Origin of the sequence: Mycobacterium terramassiliense (genome assembly GCF_900157385.1) — a bacterium.
Classification (GTDB): domain Bacteria; phylum Actinomycetota; class Actinomycetes; order Mycobacteriales; family Mycobacteriaceae; genus Mycobacterium; species Mycobacterium terramassiliense.
This window is the reverse complement of sequence record NZ_LT717701.1, coordinates 2,886,649-2,901,431: the sequence shown is the minus strand read 5'-3', so window position 1 is coordinate 2,901,431 and position 14,783 is coordinate 2,886,649. Positions and strand designations below refer to the sequence as shown.

Sequence of the window (14,783 nt, the reverse complement as noted above, 5' to 3'; positions counted from 1 at the left end):
CTATGGCCCCGTGACCGCAGCTGGGACGGGGGACCCGATGGAGGGGGCGTTGCTGGACGGCCGCTACCGGGTCGAGTCCAGGATCGCCAGCGGGGGCACCTCGACGGTGTATCGCGGCCTCGACGTGCGCCTCGACCGCCCGGTGGCGGTGAAGGTGATCGACGCCCGCTACGCCGGCGACGACCAATTCCTCACCCGCTTCCAGCTCGAAGCGCGCACGGTCGCCCGGCTGAAAAATCCCGACCTGGTCGCGGTCTATGACCAGGGCCTGGACGGTCGGCACCCGTTCTTGGTGATGGAGCTCATCGAGGGCGGAACCCTGCGCGAGCTGCTGGCCGAGCGCGGGCCGATGCCGCCCCACGCCGTCGCCGCGGTGCTGCGCCCTGTGCTCGGTGGGCTTGCCGCCGCGCACCGGGCCGGCCTGGTGCATCGCGACGTCAAACCCGAGAACGTCCTGATCTCCGACGACGGCGATGTCAAAATCGCCGACTTCGGTCTCGTCCGCGCCGTCGCGTCCGCCGGAATCACTTCCACCAGCGTGATTCTGGGCACCGCCGCCTACCTGTCGCCCGAGCAGGTGCGCGACGGCAACGCCGGCCCCCGCAGCGACGTCTACTCCGCCGGGATCCTCACCTATGAGCTGCTGAGCGGGCGCGCGCCGTTCACCGGCGACTCGGCGCTGTCGGTCGCCTACCGACGCTTGGACGCCGACGTGCCGCCGCCTAGCGCCGCGATCGACGGCGTGCCACCGCAATTCGACGACTTCGTGCTACGGGCGACGGCCCGCGACCCCGGCGACCGATACGCCGACGCCGTCGAGATGGGCGCGGACCTGGAGGCCATCGCCGAAGAACTCGCCCTGCCCGCCTTCCGAGTGCCGGCGCCGCGCAACTCCGCCCAGCACCGGTCCGCCGCGCTGCACCATCTCCGGATGAGCGAGCGCCTGGCGGCCGCGCAACCCTCACGCCCGCCCGCCGCCGCGCCGGTCCGCCACCCGACCCGGCAGCTGACCCGCGGGCCCGAGGACTGGGCCGAGCCGGTGCGCCCGCCCGCCCGCGGACCCGCGCCTGAGCCCGACGACCAATACCAGCCGGTCTCAGGCGAATTCGCCGGCATCGCGATGAGCGAGTTCGTCTGGGAGCGTCAGCGCGCCCGGCGGATGGTGCTCATCTGGGTGGCGATCGTGCTCGCACTGACCGGGTTCGTCGCGACCGCGGCCTGGACGATCGGGAGCAACCTCACCGGCCTGCTGTGAGCTCCTTCCCCGCGAGGGTGCGCGGTTGCACGGCCCGCGCGGCGTGTCGCCGTACAAACACGCACGCTCGCGGCGAGGCGGGCTAGTCGCGCAGCATCTCCGCGACCAGGAAGGCCAACTCCAGCGACTGCTGGGTGTTTAGCCGCGGGTCGCAGGCCGTCTCGTAGCGGCCGGCCAGGTCGGTGTCCGAAATGTCTTGTGCCCCACCCAAACACTCGGTGACGTTCTCGCCGGTGATCTCGACGTGGATGCCGCCCGGATGGGTGCCCAGCGCGCGATGCACCTCGAAGAAGCCCTGCACCTCGTCGACGATGCGGTCGAAGTGCCGGGTCTTGTAGCCGTTGGACGACTCGTGGGTGTTGCCGTGCATCGGGTCGCACTGCCAGATCACCTGGTGCCCGGCGGCCTGTACCTTCTCGACGATCGGCGGCAGCAGGTCTCGCACCTTGTTGTTGCCCAGCCTGCTCACCAACGTCAGCCGCCCGGGCTTGTTGTGCGGGTCGAGCCGCTCCACGTATTCGACGGCCAGCTCCGGGGTCATCGTCGGGCCGATCTTGACGCCGATCGGGTTGGCGATCACCTCCGCGAACGCGACGTGCGCGCCGTCGAGCTGGCGGGTGCGCTCGCCGATCCACACGGTGTGCGCAGACAGGTCGTACAGCTGCGGCTCCCCGCCCTCGACGTCGGACAGGCGCAGCATGGCGCGTTCGTAGTCGAGCACCAAAGCCTCGTGGCTGGCGTAGATTTCGGCGGTCTGCAGGTTGCGGTCGGCGACCCCGCAGGCGCTCATGAACCGCAGGCCCCGGTCGATCTCGTTGGCCAGCGCCTCGTACCGCGCGCCGGCCGGCGAGGTCCGGACGAATTCGCGGTTCCAGTCGTGCACCAGGTGCAGCGACGCCAGCCCCGAGGAGGTCAGCGCCCGCACCAGGTTCATCGCGGCGCTGGCGTTGGCGTAGGCGCGCACCAGCCGCGACGGGTCGTGCTCGCGCACCGCGGCGTCCGGGGCGAAGCCGTTGATCATGTCGCCGCGGTAGGACTTCAGGCCCAGCGCGTCGACGTCGGCCGAACGGGGCTTGGCGTACTGGCCGGCGATGCGGGCCACCTTGACCACCGGCATGCTCGAGCCGTAGGTCAGCACGACGGCCATCTGCAGCAAGGTGCGAATGTTGCCGCGGATGTGGGGTTCGGTGTTGTCGACGAACGTCTCCGCGCAGTCGCCGCCCTGCAGGAGGAAGGCCTCGCCCCTGGCGACCTGGGCCAGCTGTTCCTGCAGCCGGACGATCTCCGACGGCACCGTCACCGGCGGCACGCTCTCGAGGACCGTGCGCATCGCCGCGGCCTGTTCGCCGTCCCAGCTGGGCTGTTGGGCGGCCGGCCGGGCCAGTGCGGCGTCCAATCGCGCGCGCAGGTCGGTCGACAGCGGCGGCAGCGGCGGCAGCTGGTCGATCGGGATGTCGACGGTCCAGTTCATCGGTCCATGGTAACTGGGGTACGGGAACGGCTGATCAGGGCGAACGCCCTTCTGGGCGCTCACCGGCTGGGTGTGCTGGTCCGCCTCCTCTGCGGGCTGCTTCGCGGCCCGCGTCGCCACCGGACGTGATCAGCCGGAACCGGCGCAGTTGGTCGCGGGCGTCGACCAGGGCGTCGTGGGCGTCCCGCGGCCGCGGGGGCATCCGGGGCGACCCGCGCTCCTCCCACAACTGCCGCAATTCCCTGGTGAAACGCGGTATCGCCGGCGGCAGCGCCGGCATGGCCCCCCACAACTGGCACAGGGCGACGTGGTCATAGGCCCCCACCCACGCCCACAGCTCGATCGGCTCGCCGCCGTCCACGTTTAAGAACTCCTCCAGGTCCAGCCGGATCTGCTTGCGCGAGCGCCACAGCGGCGACGACGGCGGCGGCAGCTTGGGCAGCACGTTGGCGCGCACCCAGTTACCGGCGCGCTCGGGATCGAATTCGGTGGACACGGCGTAGTACTCGCGGCCGTCCTCGGCGACGACCCCGATCGAGATCAGTTCGATGGTGCGGCCGTCCTCGATGAATTCGGTGTCATAGAAATACCGCACCGGCGCAGCCTATCGGCTGATCAGGATGGGCCCCGTCGGCGGCGGTGCCGCGTGCACGTCGTGGTCGAGCTGGGCATCGACAAGGCGCTCGTCGGGCAGGCTCGGGGTCCCCGCGATCGCGCACTGCACCCACAGCTTGGCGCGAACCACCGGGCGGCGCAGCCTGCGTTCCCGCTGCAGCGCGCGTCGCATCTTGTCCGGCTGGGTGGTGTACCGCCACCGGGCCCACGGGGCGTGCGGGCGCGACAGCCGGACCGCGCCGATGACCAGCAGCACGACGATGAACATGCCCAGCAATCCGGTCCACACCTTGCCCTTCAGCAGCACCACCACGGCCAGCGGCAGCGTGAACACCAGCTCACCGGCCACCCCGGCGCGTAGCGCCACCGCGTCGGCGCCGTGCCAGAACGGAAGGAAGAACATCAACGGGTGCAGGCCCATCATCAAAAGCCCGGCCACCGCCACCGCGGCGAACACGGCGTCCACCGACGTGCGGCCGTCCTCTTCCCAGTACACGTCGGACAGATGCAGGATCAACGCGTACTCGTCCAGGACCAGCGCGGCTCCGACGCCAAAAAGGGTTGCGGCCAGGGTGAATTCGGGTTCCTGCCCGCTGATGGACAGGGTCACCAACATCAGCCCGGAGAGCATCACCAGGACCACCCCGAACGCCACATGGTGGATGTGCACTTCCCCGATGTGGACGTTGCGCGGTTGCCACCATCGGGTGGGCCGACCGGTCTTGGCGCGGTGGCGGATAAGCCGCACGCACGTTCGCGTGACGAAAAAGGTCAGGATGAAGGCGATCAGGCAGCACAGCAAGGGCAGCCGACCGCGGTCGATGATGTCGTGCGCGAACCAGTGGGCCACCCCGAACACGAACCAGTGGAGCACGTTAGAAACCTACGCCTGCAGTTGCCGACAGGGCGGGAGCCGCGCTGCGACACCTGGCCCGCGGTTGCACCGATTACGCTGTTCTGCGACATGAGTAGATGGCGGGCCCCCGGCGCGGGCGTCCTAGGCAAACGTGGCCCCGGCGTGTTGGTGTGGGGTCTGCTTTGGCTGGTGGCGGCCGCGGCGATGTATTACGTGGCCGGCCGGTTGTTCGGGCACACGCCGTACCGCATCGACATCGACATCTATCAGATGGGCGGCCAGGCCTGGCTGGACGGGCGTCCGCTCTACCGCGGCGATGTGTTGTTCCACACACCCATCGGGCTGAACCTGCCGTTCACGTATCCCCCGCTGGCGGCCATCGTGTTCTGCCCGTTCTCCTGGCTGCACATGCCGGCCGCCAGCGTCGCGATCACGGTGTTGACGCTGGTGCTGCTGATCGGCTCGACGGCGATCGTGCTGACCGGCCTGGACGTGTGGCCCACGTCGGCCCTGGTCCCCGGCCCGGCGTGGCTGCGGCGGCTGTGGTTGGCCGTGCTGATCGCGGCCGCGGCGACGATCTGGCTGGAACCGATCACCTCGAACTTCGCCTTCGGCCAGATCAACGTCGTGCTGATGACCCTGGTGATCGCCGACTGCGTGCCGAGCCGCCTGCCGTGGCCGCGCGGGGTGCTGCTGGGCCTGGGCATGGCGCTCAAGCTCACGCCCGCGGTGTTTCTGCTCTACTTTCTGCTGCGCCGCGACAACCGCGCGGCGCTGACGGCGCTGGCGTCGTTCGCGGCGATGACCCTGCTGGGCTTCGCGCTGGCGTGGAGCGACTCGTGGGAATACTGGACGCACACCGTCCACCACACCGACCGCATCGGTGAGGCCGCCCTGAACACCGACCAGAACATCGCGGGCACCCTGGCCCGGCTGGGGCTGGGCGAGCACGAACGCTTCCCGCTGTGGGTGATCGCCTGCCTGCTGGTGCTGGCGGCGACGATCTGGGCGATGCGGCGGGTGTTGGGCGCCGGCGAGCCCGTCCTCGCGGTGATCTGCGTCGCGCTGTTCGGGTTGGTCGTCTCGCCGGTGTCGTGGTCCCACCACTGGGTCTGGGCGCTGCCGACGGTGCTGGTGACCGGCGTGCTCGCCTGGCGGCGCCGCAACGTCGCGCTGGGCGTGCTGAGCGTCGCCGGGGTGGCGCTGATGCGGTGGACGCCGATCGACCTGCTGCCCAAGCACCACGAGACCACCGCCAACTGGTGGCGCCAACTCGCCGGGGCGTCCTACGTGTGGTGGGCGCTGGCGGTCATCGTCGTGGCGGGATTGACAGTCACCGCGCGCACAAGCCGGTCCGAGCCGGCCACCGCCACGGCGACGCCGGTGGGCGCCCGCAGCTGAATCGATGGTGGCGACCCGCAGCGCCCGGCCACGCCGCGCTCGCGATCGCCACTAGCCGACGGCGGTCTCGGGGATCCGCGCGGCCTCATCGGTCGGTTTCCCCGCGGCCTCGAGTTCCGCGGCTTCCGCGCCGTGCTCCTTGACGCTGGCGGCGTAGAGGTCGACGTACTCCTGGCCGGAGAGGCGCATCAGCTCGTAGATCACCTCGTCGGTGACGGCGCGCTCGATGAAGCGGTTGCCGGCCATGCCCTCGAAGCGGGAGAAGTCCATCGGCTTGCCGAACCGGACGGTGACGCGCCCGAAGCGCAGCATCGTGGTGCCCGGCGGGTTGACCACGTTGGTACCGACCATCGCCACCGGGATCACCGGAACGCCGGTGTGTAGCGCCAGGCGCGCCAGCCCGGTCTTCCCCTTGTACAGCCGGCCGTCCGGCGACCGCGTGCCCTCGGGATACATGCCCAGCAGCTTGCCGTGGGCCAGCACCTGCTCGGCGGTTTTGAGGGCCGCCTGGGCGGCGTCGGCGTCGCTGCGGTCGATCGGCACCTGCCCCACGGCGGTGAAAAACCACCGGCTCAACCAACCCTTGATCCCGGTGCCGGTGAAATATTCGGACTTCGCGAGGAAGGTGATCCTGCGCCGGACGACCAGCGGCAGAAAGAAGCTGTCCATGACGGCCAGGTGATTACTCGCCAGGATCGCCGGGCCGGAAGTCGGAACGTATTCCAGCCCTTCGACTTTCGGTCGACCAAGCAAGGAGAGCAACGGGCCCAGCAAGACGTACTTGAATAGCCAGTACCACATGGCCCTCCCTCTCGCCCGCCACCCGCAGTGTTCTGCGCCAACTGTACCGACCCGCGGCGGCAGGGACCACCTTCGCCGCGGCGGGTTACTCCTCGACGGTGATGGGGATGGGCTGATAACGCGTCTTGGCATCGCCGGCGGGCGCGCTGGAATCGGGCTCGGTGCCGCCGCCCTCGGGCGGCCCATCGGGCGGCGGTTTGGCCGACCGGTCGATGTCGTCGACGATGCCGCGGATGACCTCCAGCAGCGCGATGCTGTGGTCGGCGACGATGGTGAGCAACGGATGCTGGTCGCCGGTCGCCAACGCGGCCAGCGCGCACACCGGGCACCACACCTGTTGGCATTTGCCGGTCCCTTCACCGCCCGAGCCCGCCGTCAGCGCGGCGGCCGTCCGCACCGCGGGGTCGATGCCGTCGAGGATCACCTGCGCAAGCCGGCGCAGCTCGGGACCGAGATCGGGGTGAGCCCCACTCACTTTGGCCACACCTCCGGGTCAGGTTGAAAGCGAACTGTCAGCTCGCTGCCCCGCAGGTGCGCGTCGAGCACCGTGCATCGCCGCAGCACGGACGCCAACCGCACCCGGCGCCGCAACCCTCCGGCGCTGATGATCAGGTCGTCGTCGACTCGGCCCAACGACAGTCCCGGGGGATCGAGCTGGGGCAACGTTAGCCGCATACGGTATATCGACCCAAGCCCCGACCCGGATTCGAGGTCCACGACGGGGCGCAGCGGCCCCGGCGGCGCCGCGCCGCCACGACGGCGGGCGCCGTCGAGCAGCGCGCCCAGCGCCTTGGGGCCGATCGGCTCGCCGGACAGGTGCGGGGTCAGCACCAGCGCCACGTCGCCGATGGTGGCGTCGAGCTCCTCGAGCACGACGCGTTGCTCCGCGATGCGTTCGGCGTACCAGTAGAACGCCGGATGCTCGGGCAGGTTGTGGTACTCGTAGGACTCGTCCTCGGCCAGAACCTGGTTGACGATCAGCTCCTCGACCCGCACGCCCATCAGCGACAGGGAACCCAGCGTGCGCACCGCCTCGGCGGCCACCACCCGCTCGGGCGTCATCACCAGGTGCGCGGTGACCAGCTCGCCGTCGGTCAGCAACGTGCTCAGCCGGTCGACGCTGCCGCTGATGCGCTCCAGCAGTTCCACCATCGCGGCCGAGCGGGCGTCGTCCCCGGCGACGGACAGCCGGCGATGGCGGGGCCATGCGCGTTCCACGTAGAGCCCAAAGGTGGCCGGCAGGGTCAACATTCGCAACGCGTCCGCGGTCGAGGCGCAATCGACGACGATGCGATCCCATCGCCCGGAGGCGGCGAGCTCGCCGACGGCGTGCAGCCCCAGCACCTCCTGGACACCCGGCAACGCCGAAAGTTCTTCGGGCGCAATGGTACTCAGCTCCGAATCGGGAAACCGCCGATCCAGCGTGTCGACGACGCCCTGCCACCGGGCCTCCAGCAGCGCCAGGGTGTCCAGCGCCAGCGCGTCGAGGAAACCGCCGCCGGCCTCCGCGTCATCGGCGAGCACCCGAACCGGTTCGCCATCGCCGCTGGGCGGGACCGGAACCCCCAGCACGTCGCCGAGCGAGTGCGCCTGGTCGGTGGACACGACCAAAACCCGCCGGCCCGAACCCGCGTCGCAGACCGCTGTGGCGGAGGCCAGGGTTGACTTTCCTACCCCGCCCTTCCCGACGAAAAGACTGATCCGGGCCGGGGTGGGTGCCCGGAAGTCGCTGGACTCACTCAGCCTCGACTCGTTTCTTCAGATCCTTCAAAGCGGTGTCGGTCAGCCTGCGCTCGGCCTTGCGCTTGAGCATTCCGATCATGGGAATGGCAAGGTCGACCGACAGTTCATAGGTGACGTCGGTACCAGATCCCTTGGGCTCCAAGCGATAAGATCCTTCGAGCGAACGCAGCAGCGAGCTGGAGACCAGGGTCCAGCTCAGCGACTTGCGGTCTTTGGGCCACTGATAGGACATGACCATGGTGTCTTTGATGACGCCGGCGTCCATCACGAATCGCACGACCTTCGGGTAGCCGTCGTCGCCCCTCTCCTGCACCTCGGCTTCCTTATATTCCGAGATCCATTCCGGGTAGGAATCGATATCGGCGATCACCTCCAGCACCGTGCCCGGATCGGCTTCGATGTGGATGGTCTGCGTCGTCTTTTCCGCCACCTGGCTGCTGCCCTCTCTCCCGCGAGCGGATAGGCCCCGCGATGCGCCGGACTACCCCGGCCTCCGGGCCGAAACGGTACTCCTACCGCCGCACCTTGATCCGGCTAAACTACCGGAGAAACGCCGACCGGACGCGACCGTTCCGCCGTCCTTTTGACCTCGAACGCCATTTTCTTACCCGCCACCCGACGGCGGTGCGTCATCTTCGCCAAGTTCAACTTTGCCAGCTGCCAGGCCGCCACGCCGCTGGGCTCGGCGTGCAGGAAGTAGTGCAGCACCACCCCGTCCAGCGACGGTTCCAGCCAGATCTCCATGGTGCCGGTCAGCGCGCCGGTGACCGTCCAGCGGATCCCCTTCTCGGCGCGATCCTCGACCACCTGCAGCCGCAGGTCGGGCCACCACCGCCGCCAGGACGACGGATCGGCGACCGCGGCGCCCACCCGCGCGCCGTCGGCGGCGACGAAGGTCTCGTCGGCGATCTGGATGCTGTTCACCTTCCCAGCTTCACACACCGCCGCACGGAACCCGCAAGCGCGGTGGCGGCCGAGCCGACCTCGACCGTGCTGCGCGAATGCGCGGATTAGGCTGGGCCACAGCAAGCCGGCCCGACCAAGGGCCAGGCAACGACACGAGTCCAATCGAGGTCATCACAGTGCGTGAGTACAGTGTCCCTGCCCGCTTCACCGTCGGCGAGCACGAGAACGTCGCGGCCATGGTCTTCGGCCACGAGCGAGACGACCCGAGCTTCGTCATCTTTCAACGCCAGGTCGACGGCGTGTGGACGGACGTCACGTGCGCTGAGGCGGCCGACCACGTCCGCTCCGCGGCGCTGGGCCTGATCGCGCTCGGGGTCCAGGCCGGCGACCGGGTGTCCATCTTTTCGGCCACCCGCTACGAGTGGGCGATCCTGGACTTGGCGATCCTGGCGGTGGGCGCGGTCACGGTCCCGATCTACGAGACGTCGTCGGCCGAGCAGGTGCGCTGGGTGCTGCAGGACTCGGAGGCGGTGCTGGCCTTCGCCGAGACCGACGCGCACGCCGCGATGGTCACCGAACTCACCACCGAGCTGCCCGAGCTGCGCCGGGTGCTGCACATCGACGGTTCGGGACCCAAGGCGCTCGACCAGCTCGCACAGGAGGGCGTCTCGGTCGAGCCGGCCGAGCTGACCGCCCGCCTCGAGGCGCTGCGCGCCGACGATCCGGCGACCCTGATCTACACCTCCGGCACCACGGGCCGGCCGAAGGGCTGCCAACTGACCCATTCCAACCTGCTCTACGAGTCCCGGGGTGCCAAGGAGTGCCTGCCGACGCTGCTGGACGAGGGCCAGCGGCTGCTGGTCTTCCTGCCGCTGGCGCACGTGCTGGCCCGCTCGCTGACCCTGTCGGCGTTCGCGAACAAGGTCACGGTGGGTTTCACCAGCGACATCAAGAACCTGCTGCCGATGCTGGCGGTGTTCAAGCCGACGGTCGTGGTCTCGGTGCCGCGGGTGTTCGAGAAGGTCTACAACACCGCCGAGCAGAACGCCGTCAACGACGGCAACGGGCGCATCTTCGCGATGGCCGTGCAAACCGCGGTCGACTGGAGCCAGGCCCAGGACGACGGCGGGCCCGGGCTGCTGCTGCGCGCCAAGCACGCGTTGTTCGACCGGCTGGTCTACCACAAGCTGCGCGCGGCGCTGGGCGGCGACTGCCACGCGTCCGTCTCGGGCGGCGCGCCACTGGGCGCGCGACTGGGCCACTTCTACCGCGGCGTGGGCCTGACCATCCACGAGGGCTACGGCCTGACCGAGACCAGCTCGGCCATCACGGTCAACCAGGTCGGGCGGGTCAAGATCGGGACGGTCGGGACGTTGCTGCCCGGCAACAGCATGCGCATCGCCGACGACGGCGAGCTGTTGGTGCGCGGCGGCGTGGTGTTCAGCGGCTACTGGCGCAACGAGCAGGCCACCAGCGACGCGTTCACCGACGGCTGGTTCAAGACCGGTGACCTGGGTTCGCTGGACGAGGACGGCTTTTTGAAGATCACCGGCCGCAAGAAGGAGATCATCGTCACCGCCGGCGGCAAGAACGTCGCCCCCGCGGTGCTCGAGGACCAGCTGCGGGCGCACCCGTTGATCAGCCAGGCCATGGTCGTCGGCGACAACAAGCCGTTCGTCGGCGCGCTGATCACCATCGACCCCGAGGCGTTCGATCCCTGGAAGGAGCGCAACCACAAGCCCGCCGAAGCGTCGGTCGGCGACATGGCCACCGACCCCGACCTGGTCGCCGAGGTGGACGCAGCCGTCAAGCACGCCAACCTGGCGGTGTCGCACGCCGAGTCGATCCGCAAGTTCCGCATTCTGCCGGTCGACTTCACCGAGGACACCGGGGAGCTGACGCCGACCATGAAGGTCAAGCGCAACGTGGTGGCCGAGAAGTTCGCCGCCGACATCGAATCGATCTACGAGAAGGACTAACCGAGCAGTTCGCCCAGCCGGGCGGCCAGCGCGTCCCAGCGCCACTGGGACGTCACCCACGTTCGCCCGGCCGCGCCCATCGCCGCGGCCCGGTCGCGATCGCCCAGCAGCGCGGTGACCGCCTCGGCGACCTCGTCCACCGACCGGCCGTCGACCACCAGCCCAGTCTTGTTGTGCTGCACCGTTTCCGGGGCCCCACCGGATAGGCCGGCGACGACCGGCACGCCCGTCGCCGAGGCCTCCAGGAAGACGATGCCCAGGCCCTCGACGTCCATGCCGGCGCCGCGGGTGCGGCACGGCATCGCGAACACGTCGGCCAGCGCGTGGTGGGCCGGCAATTCGTCGGCGCGCACGCCGCCGGTGAAGGTGACGTGCTCGGCCACCCCGCAGTCCCGGGCCAGCTTGCGCAACGCGTCCTGGTAGGGACCGCCGCCGACGACGACCAGTGCCGCCCCGTCGATGTGGCGGCGGATCGACGGCAGCGCCTTGATCAGGATGTCCTGGCCTTTGCGCGGCACCAGCCGCGACAGGCACACGACGACGGGCCGCTCGCCCAGCCCGTAGCGGGTGCGCAGCTCGGCCCGGGCCGCCGGGTCGGGCCGGAACCGCTCGGTGTCCACCCCGGGCGGCAGGTACTCGAGCCTCGCCGCGGGGCCGAAGGCCGAGGCGAAGCGCGACCGCGTGTAGCGGCTCACGAACGTCACGACGTCGGTGCAATCGCCGATGCGGCGCAGCACCGACCGCGCGACCGGCAGCATCGACCAGCCCACCTCGTGGCCGTGCGTGCTGGCCAGCACCCGGGTCGCCCCGGCCTGCCGGGCGCGCGGCGCCAGCAGCGCCAGCGGTGCGGCCGCGCCGAACCAGACGGTGTCGATGCCCCGCTCGCCGATCAGCCGGCGCATCCGCGCGTCCACCGCGGGGCCGGGCAGCATCAGCATGCCCGGGTGGCGCACCACGCGATAGCCGGTCGCCGCGGCCGAGTCATCAAACGCCTCGGCCCCCTTCCATTGCGGCGCGTATACCGTCACCGAATGCGGCCCGGCGTCCACCAGCCGGCCGACGAACTCGCCCAGGTAGGACTGGATGCCGCCCGGGCGGGGCGGAAAGTCGTTGGTTACCAGCAGGACCCGGCTCACCTGCGTCAGGCTAGCGGGGCGGCCATTGGTACCAGTGCACCAGCAGCCCGGCCGTGTCGGTGCCGAGGACGTCGTGGACGGCGGTGGGCACGTCGGCGTGCCCGACACCGCAGGTGGCCAGGTACAGGTCGTGCAACTTCGGGATCCCGTAGGTGTCGGCGACGAAGCGGGCGAACCACCATGCGCGGTCGTAGGCCAGCGAGCGCTGCGGCCCCGGCGCGTCCAGGTCGTTGTCGGTCGGCAGCGTGAGCGGCACCGGCAGCGCATCGGCGGGCACCGGGGGCTGCGGCCGGGCGACGAAGTCGGCGACCCCCTCGGTGATCCAGTGGGGCGCGTCGGCGGCGGTGTCGGCGCGCGCCGCGTAGTGAAAAAGCTCGTGCGTCAACACAATTCGTAGCGCGCCGTCGTTCATGGTGGCGGCCCCTGGCGCGAACACGATCCGTTGTCCGAACGCCGCCCGGTGCGCGGGATCGACGCGGTCGGCCACCGTCACGGCCGCGATGTCGACCCACTGCGATGGCGGTCCCCCGCCGGCGGCGGCCCGGAACTGTTCCTGCGAGCCGGTGGCCAGGATCGAGATGTCGCGCGGCCAATCAGCGCCCCAGAACGCCGTCACCGCGGCGATCGCGCCGCCGATGTCGGACGCCACCCGGGTCAGCAACCGGTCGGTGATGGCACCGCCCAGTCCCACCAGCCGCACGGTGCGGTCACCGACGACCAGCGACCTCGTCGTGGCCCTGGCCGGGCTGGGCGCTGGGGTGACGACCTGGGCGTGCCTCGCCTTGGCGTCGCCCGCGCCGAACGGCACGGCCGCCGCCACGATCAGCTCGAGGGCGAATACCCACGCCAGCAGGATCGGCAGGTCCCGGCGCCGCCGGCCGAGGTGCTCAGTAGCGACGGGCGTCGTGGATCGGGCCTGCGGCGCCCATCGGCACCACCCGCACCGGCACGCCGTAGGTGGAGGAATGGATCACCATGCCGTCGCCGACATAGATGCCGCTGTGCGACGCGTCGTTGTAGAACGTCACCACGTCGCCGGGCTGCAGGTCCGACAGCGCCACCGGCTGACCGCCCTGCGCTTGCGCCTGGCTGGAGTGCGGCAGCGAAATCCCGGCCTGCTGGAACGCCCACATCACCAAACCGGAGCAGTCGAACGCGCCGGGTGATGCGCCGCCCCACACGTAGGACGACCCGACCTGGGTCAATGCCGCCTGCACAACGGTCGCGCGGTCACCGCCGCCCACGCCGCCCGGGGGCTGCATCCCCGGCATCCCGGGCATCATGCCGGCGGGTGGCGGCGCGTCAGCGGGCGCCGGCCCGCCGGGCGGCGGCACCGCGTCCGGGGCCGGCGCGCCGGGTGCGGCCGCCGGGACCTGCCCGGGGTCGGCGAGCGCGGTGCGCTGCTGCGGCGTGAGGGACACGTACTGGGATTTGACGACCGCGATCTGGACCTGCAGCTGGCTCTGCTTGGACTGCAGGCTGGCCCGGACCGCCGCGGCCTGCTCGGCCGCGCTCTTGGCGTCGGCCGCCGACTTGGCGGACGCCCGCTCGGCCTCGGCGGCCTGCGCACCGGCGATCCGGTAGCTCGCCATCTGGGTGCGCATCTGCGTCGCCATCAGCCGCTGCACGGCCAGCTTGTCGATCAGGCCCTGCGGCGATCCGGCGGTGAGCATCGCCTCCATGCCGTCGACGCGACCCCCCATGTATTCGGCCGCGGCGAGCTTGTTCACCGCGCCCTGGAAGGCGGCCAGGCGCGCCTTCGCCGAATCCACCGCGGCCTGGTCGTCGGCGTGCTTCTTTTCCGCCGCCTGCTGGATCGCCAGCTTCTGGTTCAGGTCAAGCTGCGCGCTGTGCATCGCCTCGGTGGTCTGTTCGGCCTGGCGGGACAGCTGGTTCAGTTTGGCCAGCGCGTCCTCGGCCGGATCGGCCACGGAATTCGCGGCAAAAACCCCCGTGAAGACGATCAAGCCCGCTAACGTACCGAGGGCAGAACGTGTGATGACACGCGCACAGGGGTACATAGAGTCGAGCCTCAAAATTTGCATCCTTAAACGGCCTGGACTGGCACTGCCGGAGCGCCGTCGGACTAGTTTAGGTCTCAAACAGGTTACGGAACGATATCGACGTTTGTCCAAACCGGGTCGTTAAGAAATCGGGAAGATTTCTGTCATTACTTTGTGAATGATGGCAATCCTCTAAGACGTTCGAGCGGTTTTGGCGCACAAGGCAATTAGGCTACACCGGCCCCACGGTCGCGACGAATCGGCACCAACCGCAGCCTCGGGGCCAGCCCGGCGTCGGCGAGCACTTCGAGCGCGGCCCGTTCGTCCCGCAGCAGGGTCTCGGGAACCCCGAGCAGCACGCTGACCACGCAGTCGCGGCAGCCCGGGCCGCGCACCGCGCACTCGTCGCAGTCGATCACCACCGGTGCGTCCGGACCGGGCGCCGGTTCACCCTTGCCGCTGCCGTATGCCATCTGGGGCCGTCCTCTCGGTCATCCGCACGCGGAAGTTCGCGCGTATCCCGCACGCTAACCGGGGCCACCGACAACAATCCGGGATCGATCCGCCCCCGACGGCCCGGCGTGGGAACCCGGCCGCTGTCGGTGTTTGTGCCTAAC

General features: G+C 70.0%; 15 protein-coding genes. 3 read left to right on the top strand and 12 right to left on the bottom strand.

Going from position 1 to position 14,783, the window contains the following annotated elements:
* The first annotated feature begins 10 nt into the window (after nt 1-10).
* Nucleotides 11-1,255: a protein kinase domain-containing protein gene (locus MTAB308_RS28280; RefSeq protein ID WP_173842237.1), complete on the top strand. Its 1,245-nt coding sequence runs from the start codon at nt 11-13 to the stop codon at nt 1,253-1,255.
* 82 nt (nt 1,256-1,337) lie between these two features.
* On the opposite strand, the gene MTAB308_RS28275 is transcribed toward MTAB308_RS28280, so the two are convergent.
* The 3 genes from MTAB308_RS28275 to MTAB308_RS28265 are packed head-to-tail and all read right to left on the bottom strand — an operon-like array spanning nt 1,338 to nt 4,215.
* Nucleotides 1,338-2,726, bottom strand: coding sequence for a class II 3-deoxy-7-phosphoheptulonate synthase (locus tag MTAB308_RS28275; protein ID WP_077104222.1), 1,389 nt, complete (start codon nt 2,724-2,726; stop codon nt 1,338-1,340).
* Between the two features lie 34 nt (nt 2,727-2,760).
* The gene (locus MTAB308_RS28270; RefSeq protein ID WP_077104220.1) at nt 2,761-3,321 is read right to left on the bottom strand and encodes a polyadenylate-specific 3'-exoribonuclease AS; all 561 of its coding nucleotides are present in this window, start codon (nt 3,319-3,321) and stop codon (nt 2,761-2,763) included.
* A 9-nt stretch (nt 3,322-3,330) separates the two neighbouring features.
* Entirely contained in the window at nt 3,331-4,215 is an 885-nt protein-coding gene (locus tag MTAB308_RS28265) for a hypothetical protein (RefSeq protein WP_077104218.1), read from the bottom strand.
* A gap of 90 nt (nt 4,216-4,305) precedes the next feature.
* On the opposite strand from MTAB308_RS28265, the gene MTAB308_RS28260 reads away from it, so the two are divergent.
* A complete protein-coding gene (locus tag MTAB308_RS28260; protein WP_077104215.1) occupies nt 4,306-5,598 on the top strand; it encodes a glycosyltransferase 87 family protein in 1,293 nt (430 codons plus the stop codon).
* Nucleotides 5,599-5,649: 51 nt separating this feature from the next.
* On the opposite strand, the gene MTAB308_RS28255 is transcribed toward MTAB308_RS28260, so the two are convergent.
* The 5 genes from MTAB308_RS28255 to MTAB308_RS28235 all read right to left on the bottom strand — a co-directional run bounded on the left by MTAB308_RS28255 (nt 5,650) and on the right by MTAB308_RS28235 (nt 9,066).
* A complete protein-coding gene (locus MTAB308_RS28255) occupies nt 5,650-6,399 on the bottom strand; it encodes a lysophospholipid acyltransferase family protein (RefSeq protein ID WP_077104213.1) in 750 nt (249 codons plus the stop codon).
* 85 nt (nt 6,400-6,484) lie between these two features.
* A complete protein-coding gene (locus tag MTAB308_RS28250) occupies nt 6,485-6,874 on the bottom strand; it encodes a hypothetical protein (RefSeq protein ID WP_077104211.1) in 390 nt (129 codons plus the stop codon).
* Nucleotides 6,871-8,142 carry an ArsA family ATPase gene (locus MTAB308_RS28245; protein WP_216823708.1) on the bottom strand — a complete coding sequence of 424 codons (1,272 nt, stop codon included), beginning with the start codon at nt 8,140-8,142 and terminating at the stop codon, nt 6,871-6,873. Before MTAB308_RS28245 ends, MTAB308_RS28250 begins: the two co-directional genes overlap by 4 nt.
* Entirely contained in the window at nt 8,135-8,572 is a 438-nt protein-coding gene (locus MTAB308_RS28240) for an SRPBCC family protein (protein WP_077104207.1), read from the bottom strand. The genes MTAB308_RS28245 and MTAB308_RS28240 overlap by 8 nt, the downstream gene beginning before the upstream one ends.
* A gap of 104 nt (nt 8,573-8,676) precedes the next feature.
* Nucleotides 8,677-9,066, bottom strand: coding sequence for a polyketide cyclase / dehydrase and lipid transport (locus tag MTAB308_RS28235; RefSeq protein ID WP_077104205.1), 390 nt, complete (start codon nt 9,064-9,066; stop codon nt 8,677-8,679).
* 158 nt (nt 9,067-9,224) lie between these two features.
* On the opposite strand from MTAB308_RS28235, the gene MTAB308_RS28230 reads away from it, so the two are divergent.
* A complete protein-coding gene (locus MTAB308_RS28230) occupies nt 9,225-11,027 on the top strand; it encodes an AMP-dependent synthetase/ligase (protein WP_077104203.1) in 1,803 nt (600 codons plus the stop codon).
* Here the strand turns inward: MTAB308_RS28230 and pimB are convergent.
* The 4 genes from pimB to MTAB308_RS28210 form a co-directional block, all read right to left on the bottom strand.
* A complete protein-coding gene (gene pimB, locus MTAB308_RS28225) occupies nt 11,024-12,163 on the bottom strand; it encodes a GDP-mannose-dependent alpha-(1-6)-phosphatidylinositol monomannoside mannosyltransferase (RefSeq protein WP_077104201.1) in 1,140 nt (379 codons plus the stop codon). The genes MTAB308_RS28230 and pimB overlap by 4 nt on opposite strands.
* A gap of 10 nt (nt 12,164-12,173) precedes the next feature.
* Entirely contained in the window at nt 12,174-13,016 is an 843-nt protein-coding gene (locus tag MTAB308_RS28220; RefSeq protein WP_245831573.1) for a hypothetical protein, read from the bottom strand.
* A 34-nt stretch (nt 13,017-13,050) separates the two neighbouring features.
* Complete coding sequence (ripC, locus tag MTAB308_RS28215; RefSeq protein ID WP_077104912.1) at nt 13,051-14,199, bottom strand: peptidoglycan hydrolase RipC; 1,149 nt, start codon at nt 14,197-14,199, stop codon at nt 13,051-13,053.
* A gap of 194 nt (nt 14,200-14,393) precedes the next feature.
* Complete coding sequence (locus tag MTAB308_RS28210; protein WP_077104197.1) at nt 14,394-14,639, bottom strand: hypothetical protein; 246 nt, start codon at nt 14,637-14,639, stop codon at nt 14,394-14,396.
* Nucleotides 14,640-14,783 lie beyond the last annotated feature (144 nt).

Excerpts from the sequence above, each read along its gene's own strand:
- MTAB308_RS28260 (WP_077104215.1), top strand. The coding sequence starts at position 4,306 with ATGAGTAGATGGCGGGCCCCCGGCGCGGGCGTCCTAGGCAAACGTGGC.
- MTAB308_RS28210 (WP_077104197.1), bottom strand. The coding sequence starts at position 14,639 with ATGGCATACGGCAGCGGCAAGGGTGAACCGGCGCCCGGTCCGGACGCA.
- MTAB308_RS28255 (WP_077104213.1), bottom strand. The coding sequence starts at position 6,399 with ATGTGGTACTGGCTATTCAAGTACGTCTTGCTGGGCCCGTTGCTCTCC.
- MTAB308_RS28275 (WP_077104222.1), bottom strand. The coding sequence starts at position 2,726 with ATGAACTGGACCGTCGACATCCCGATCGACCAGCTGCCGCCGCTGCCG.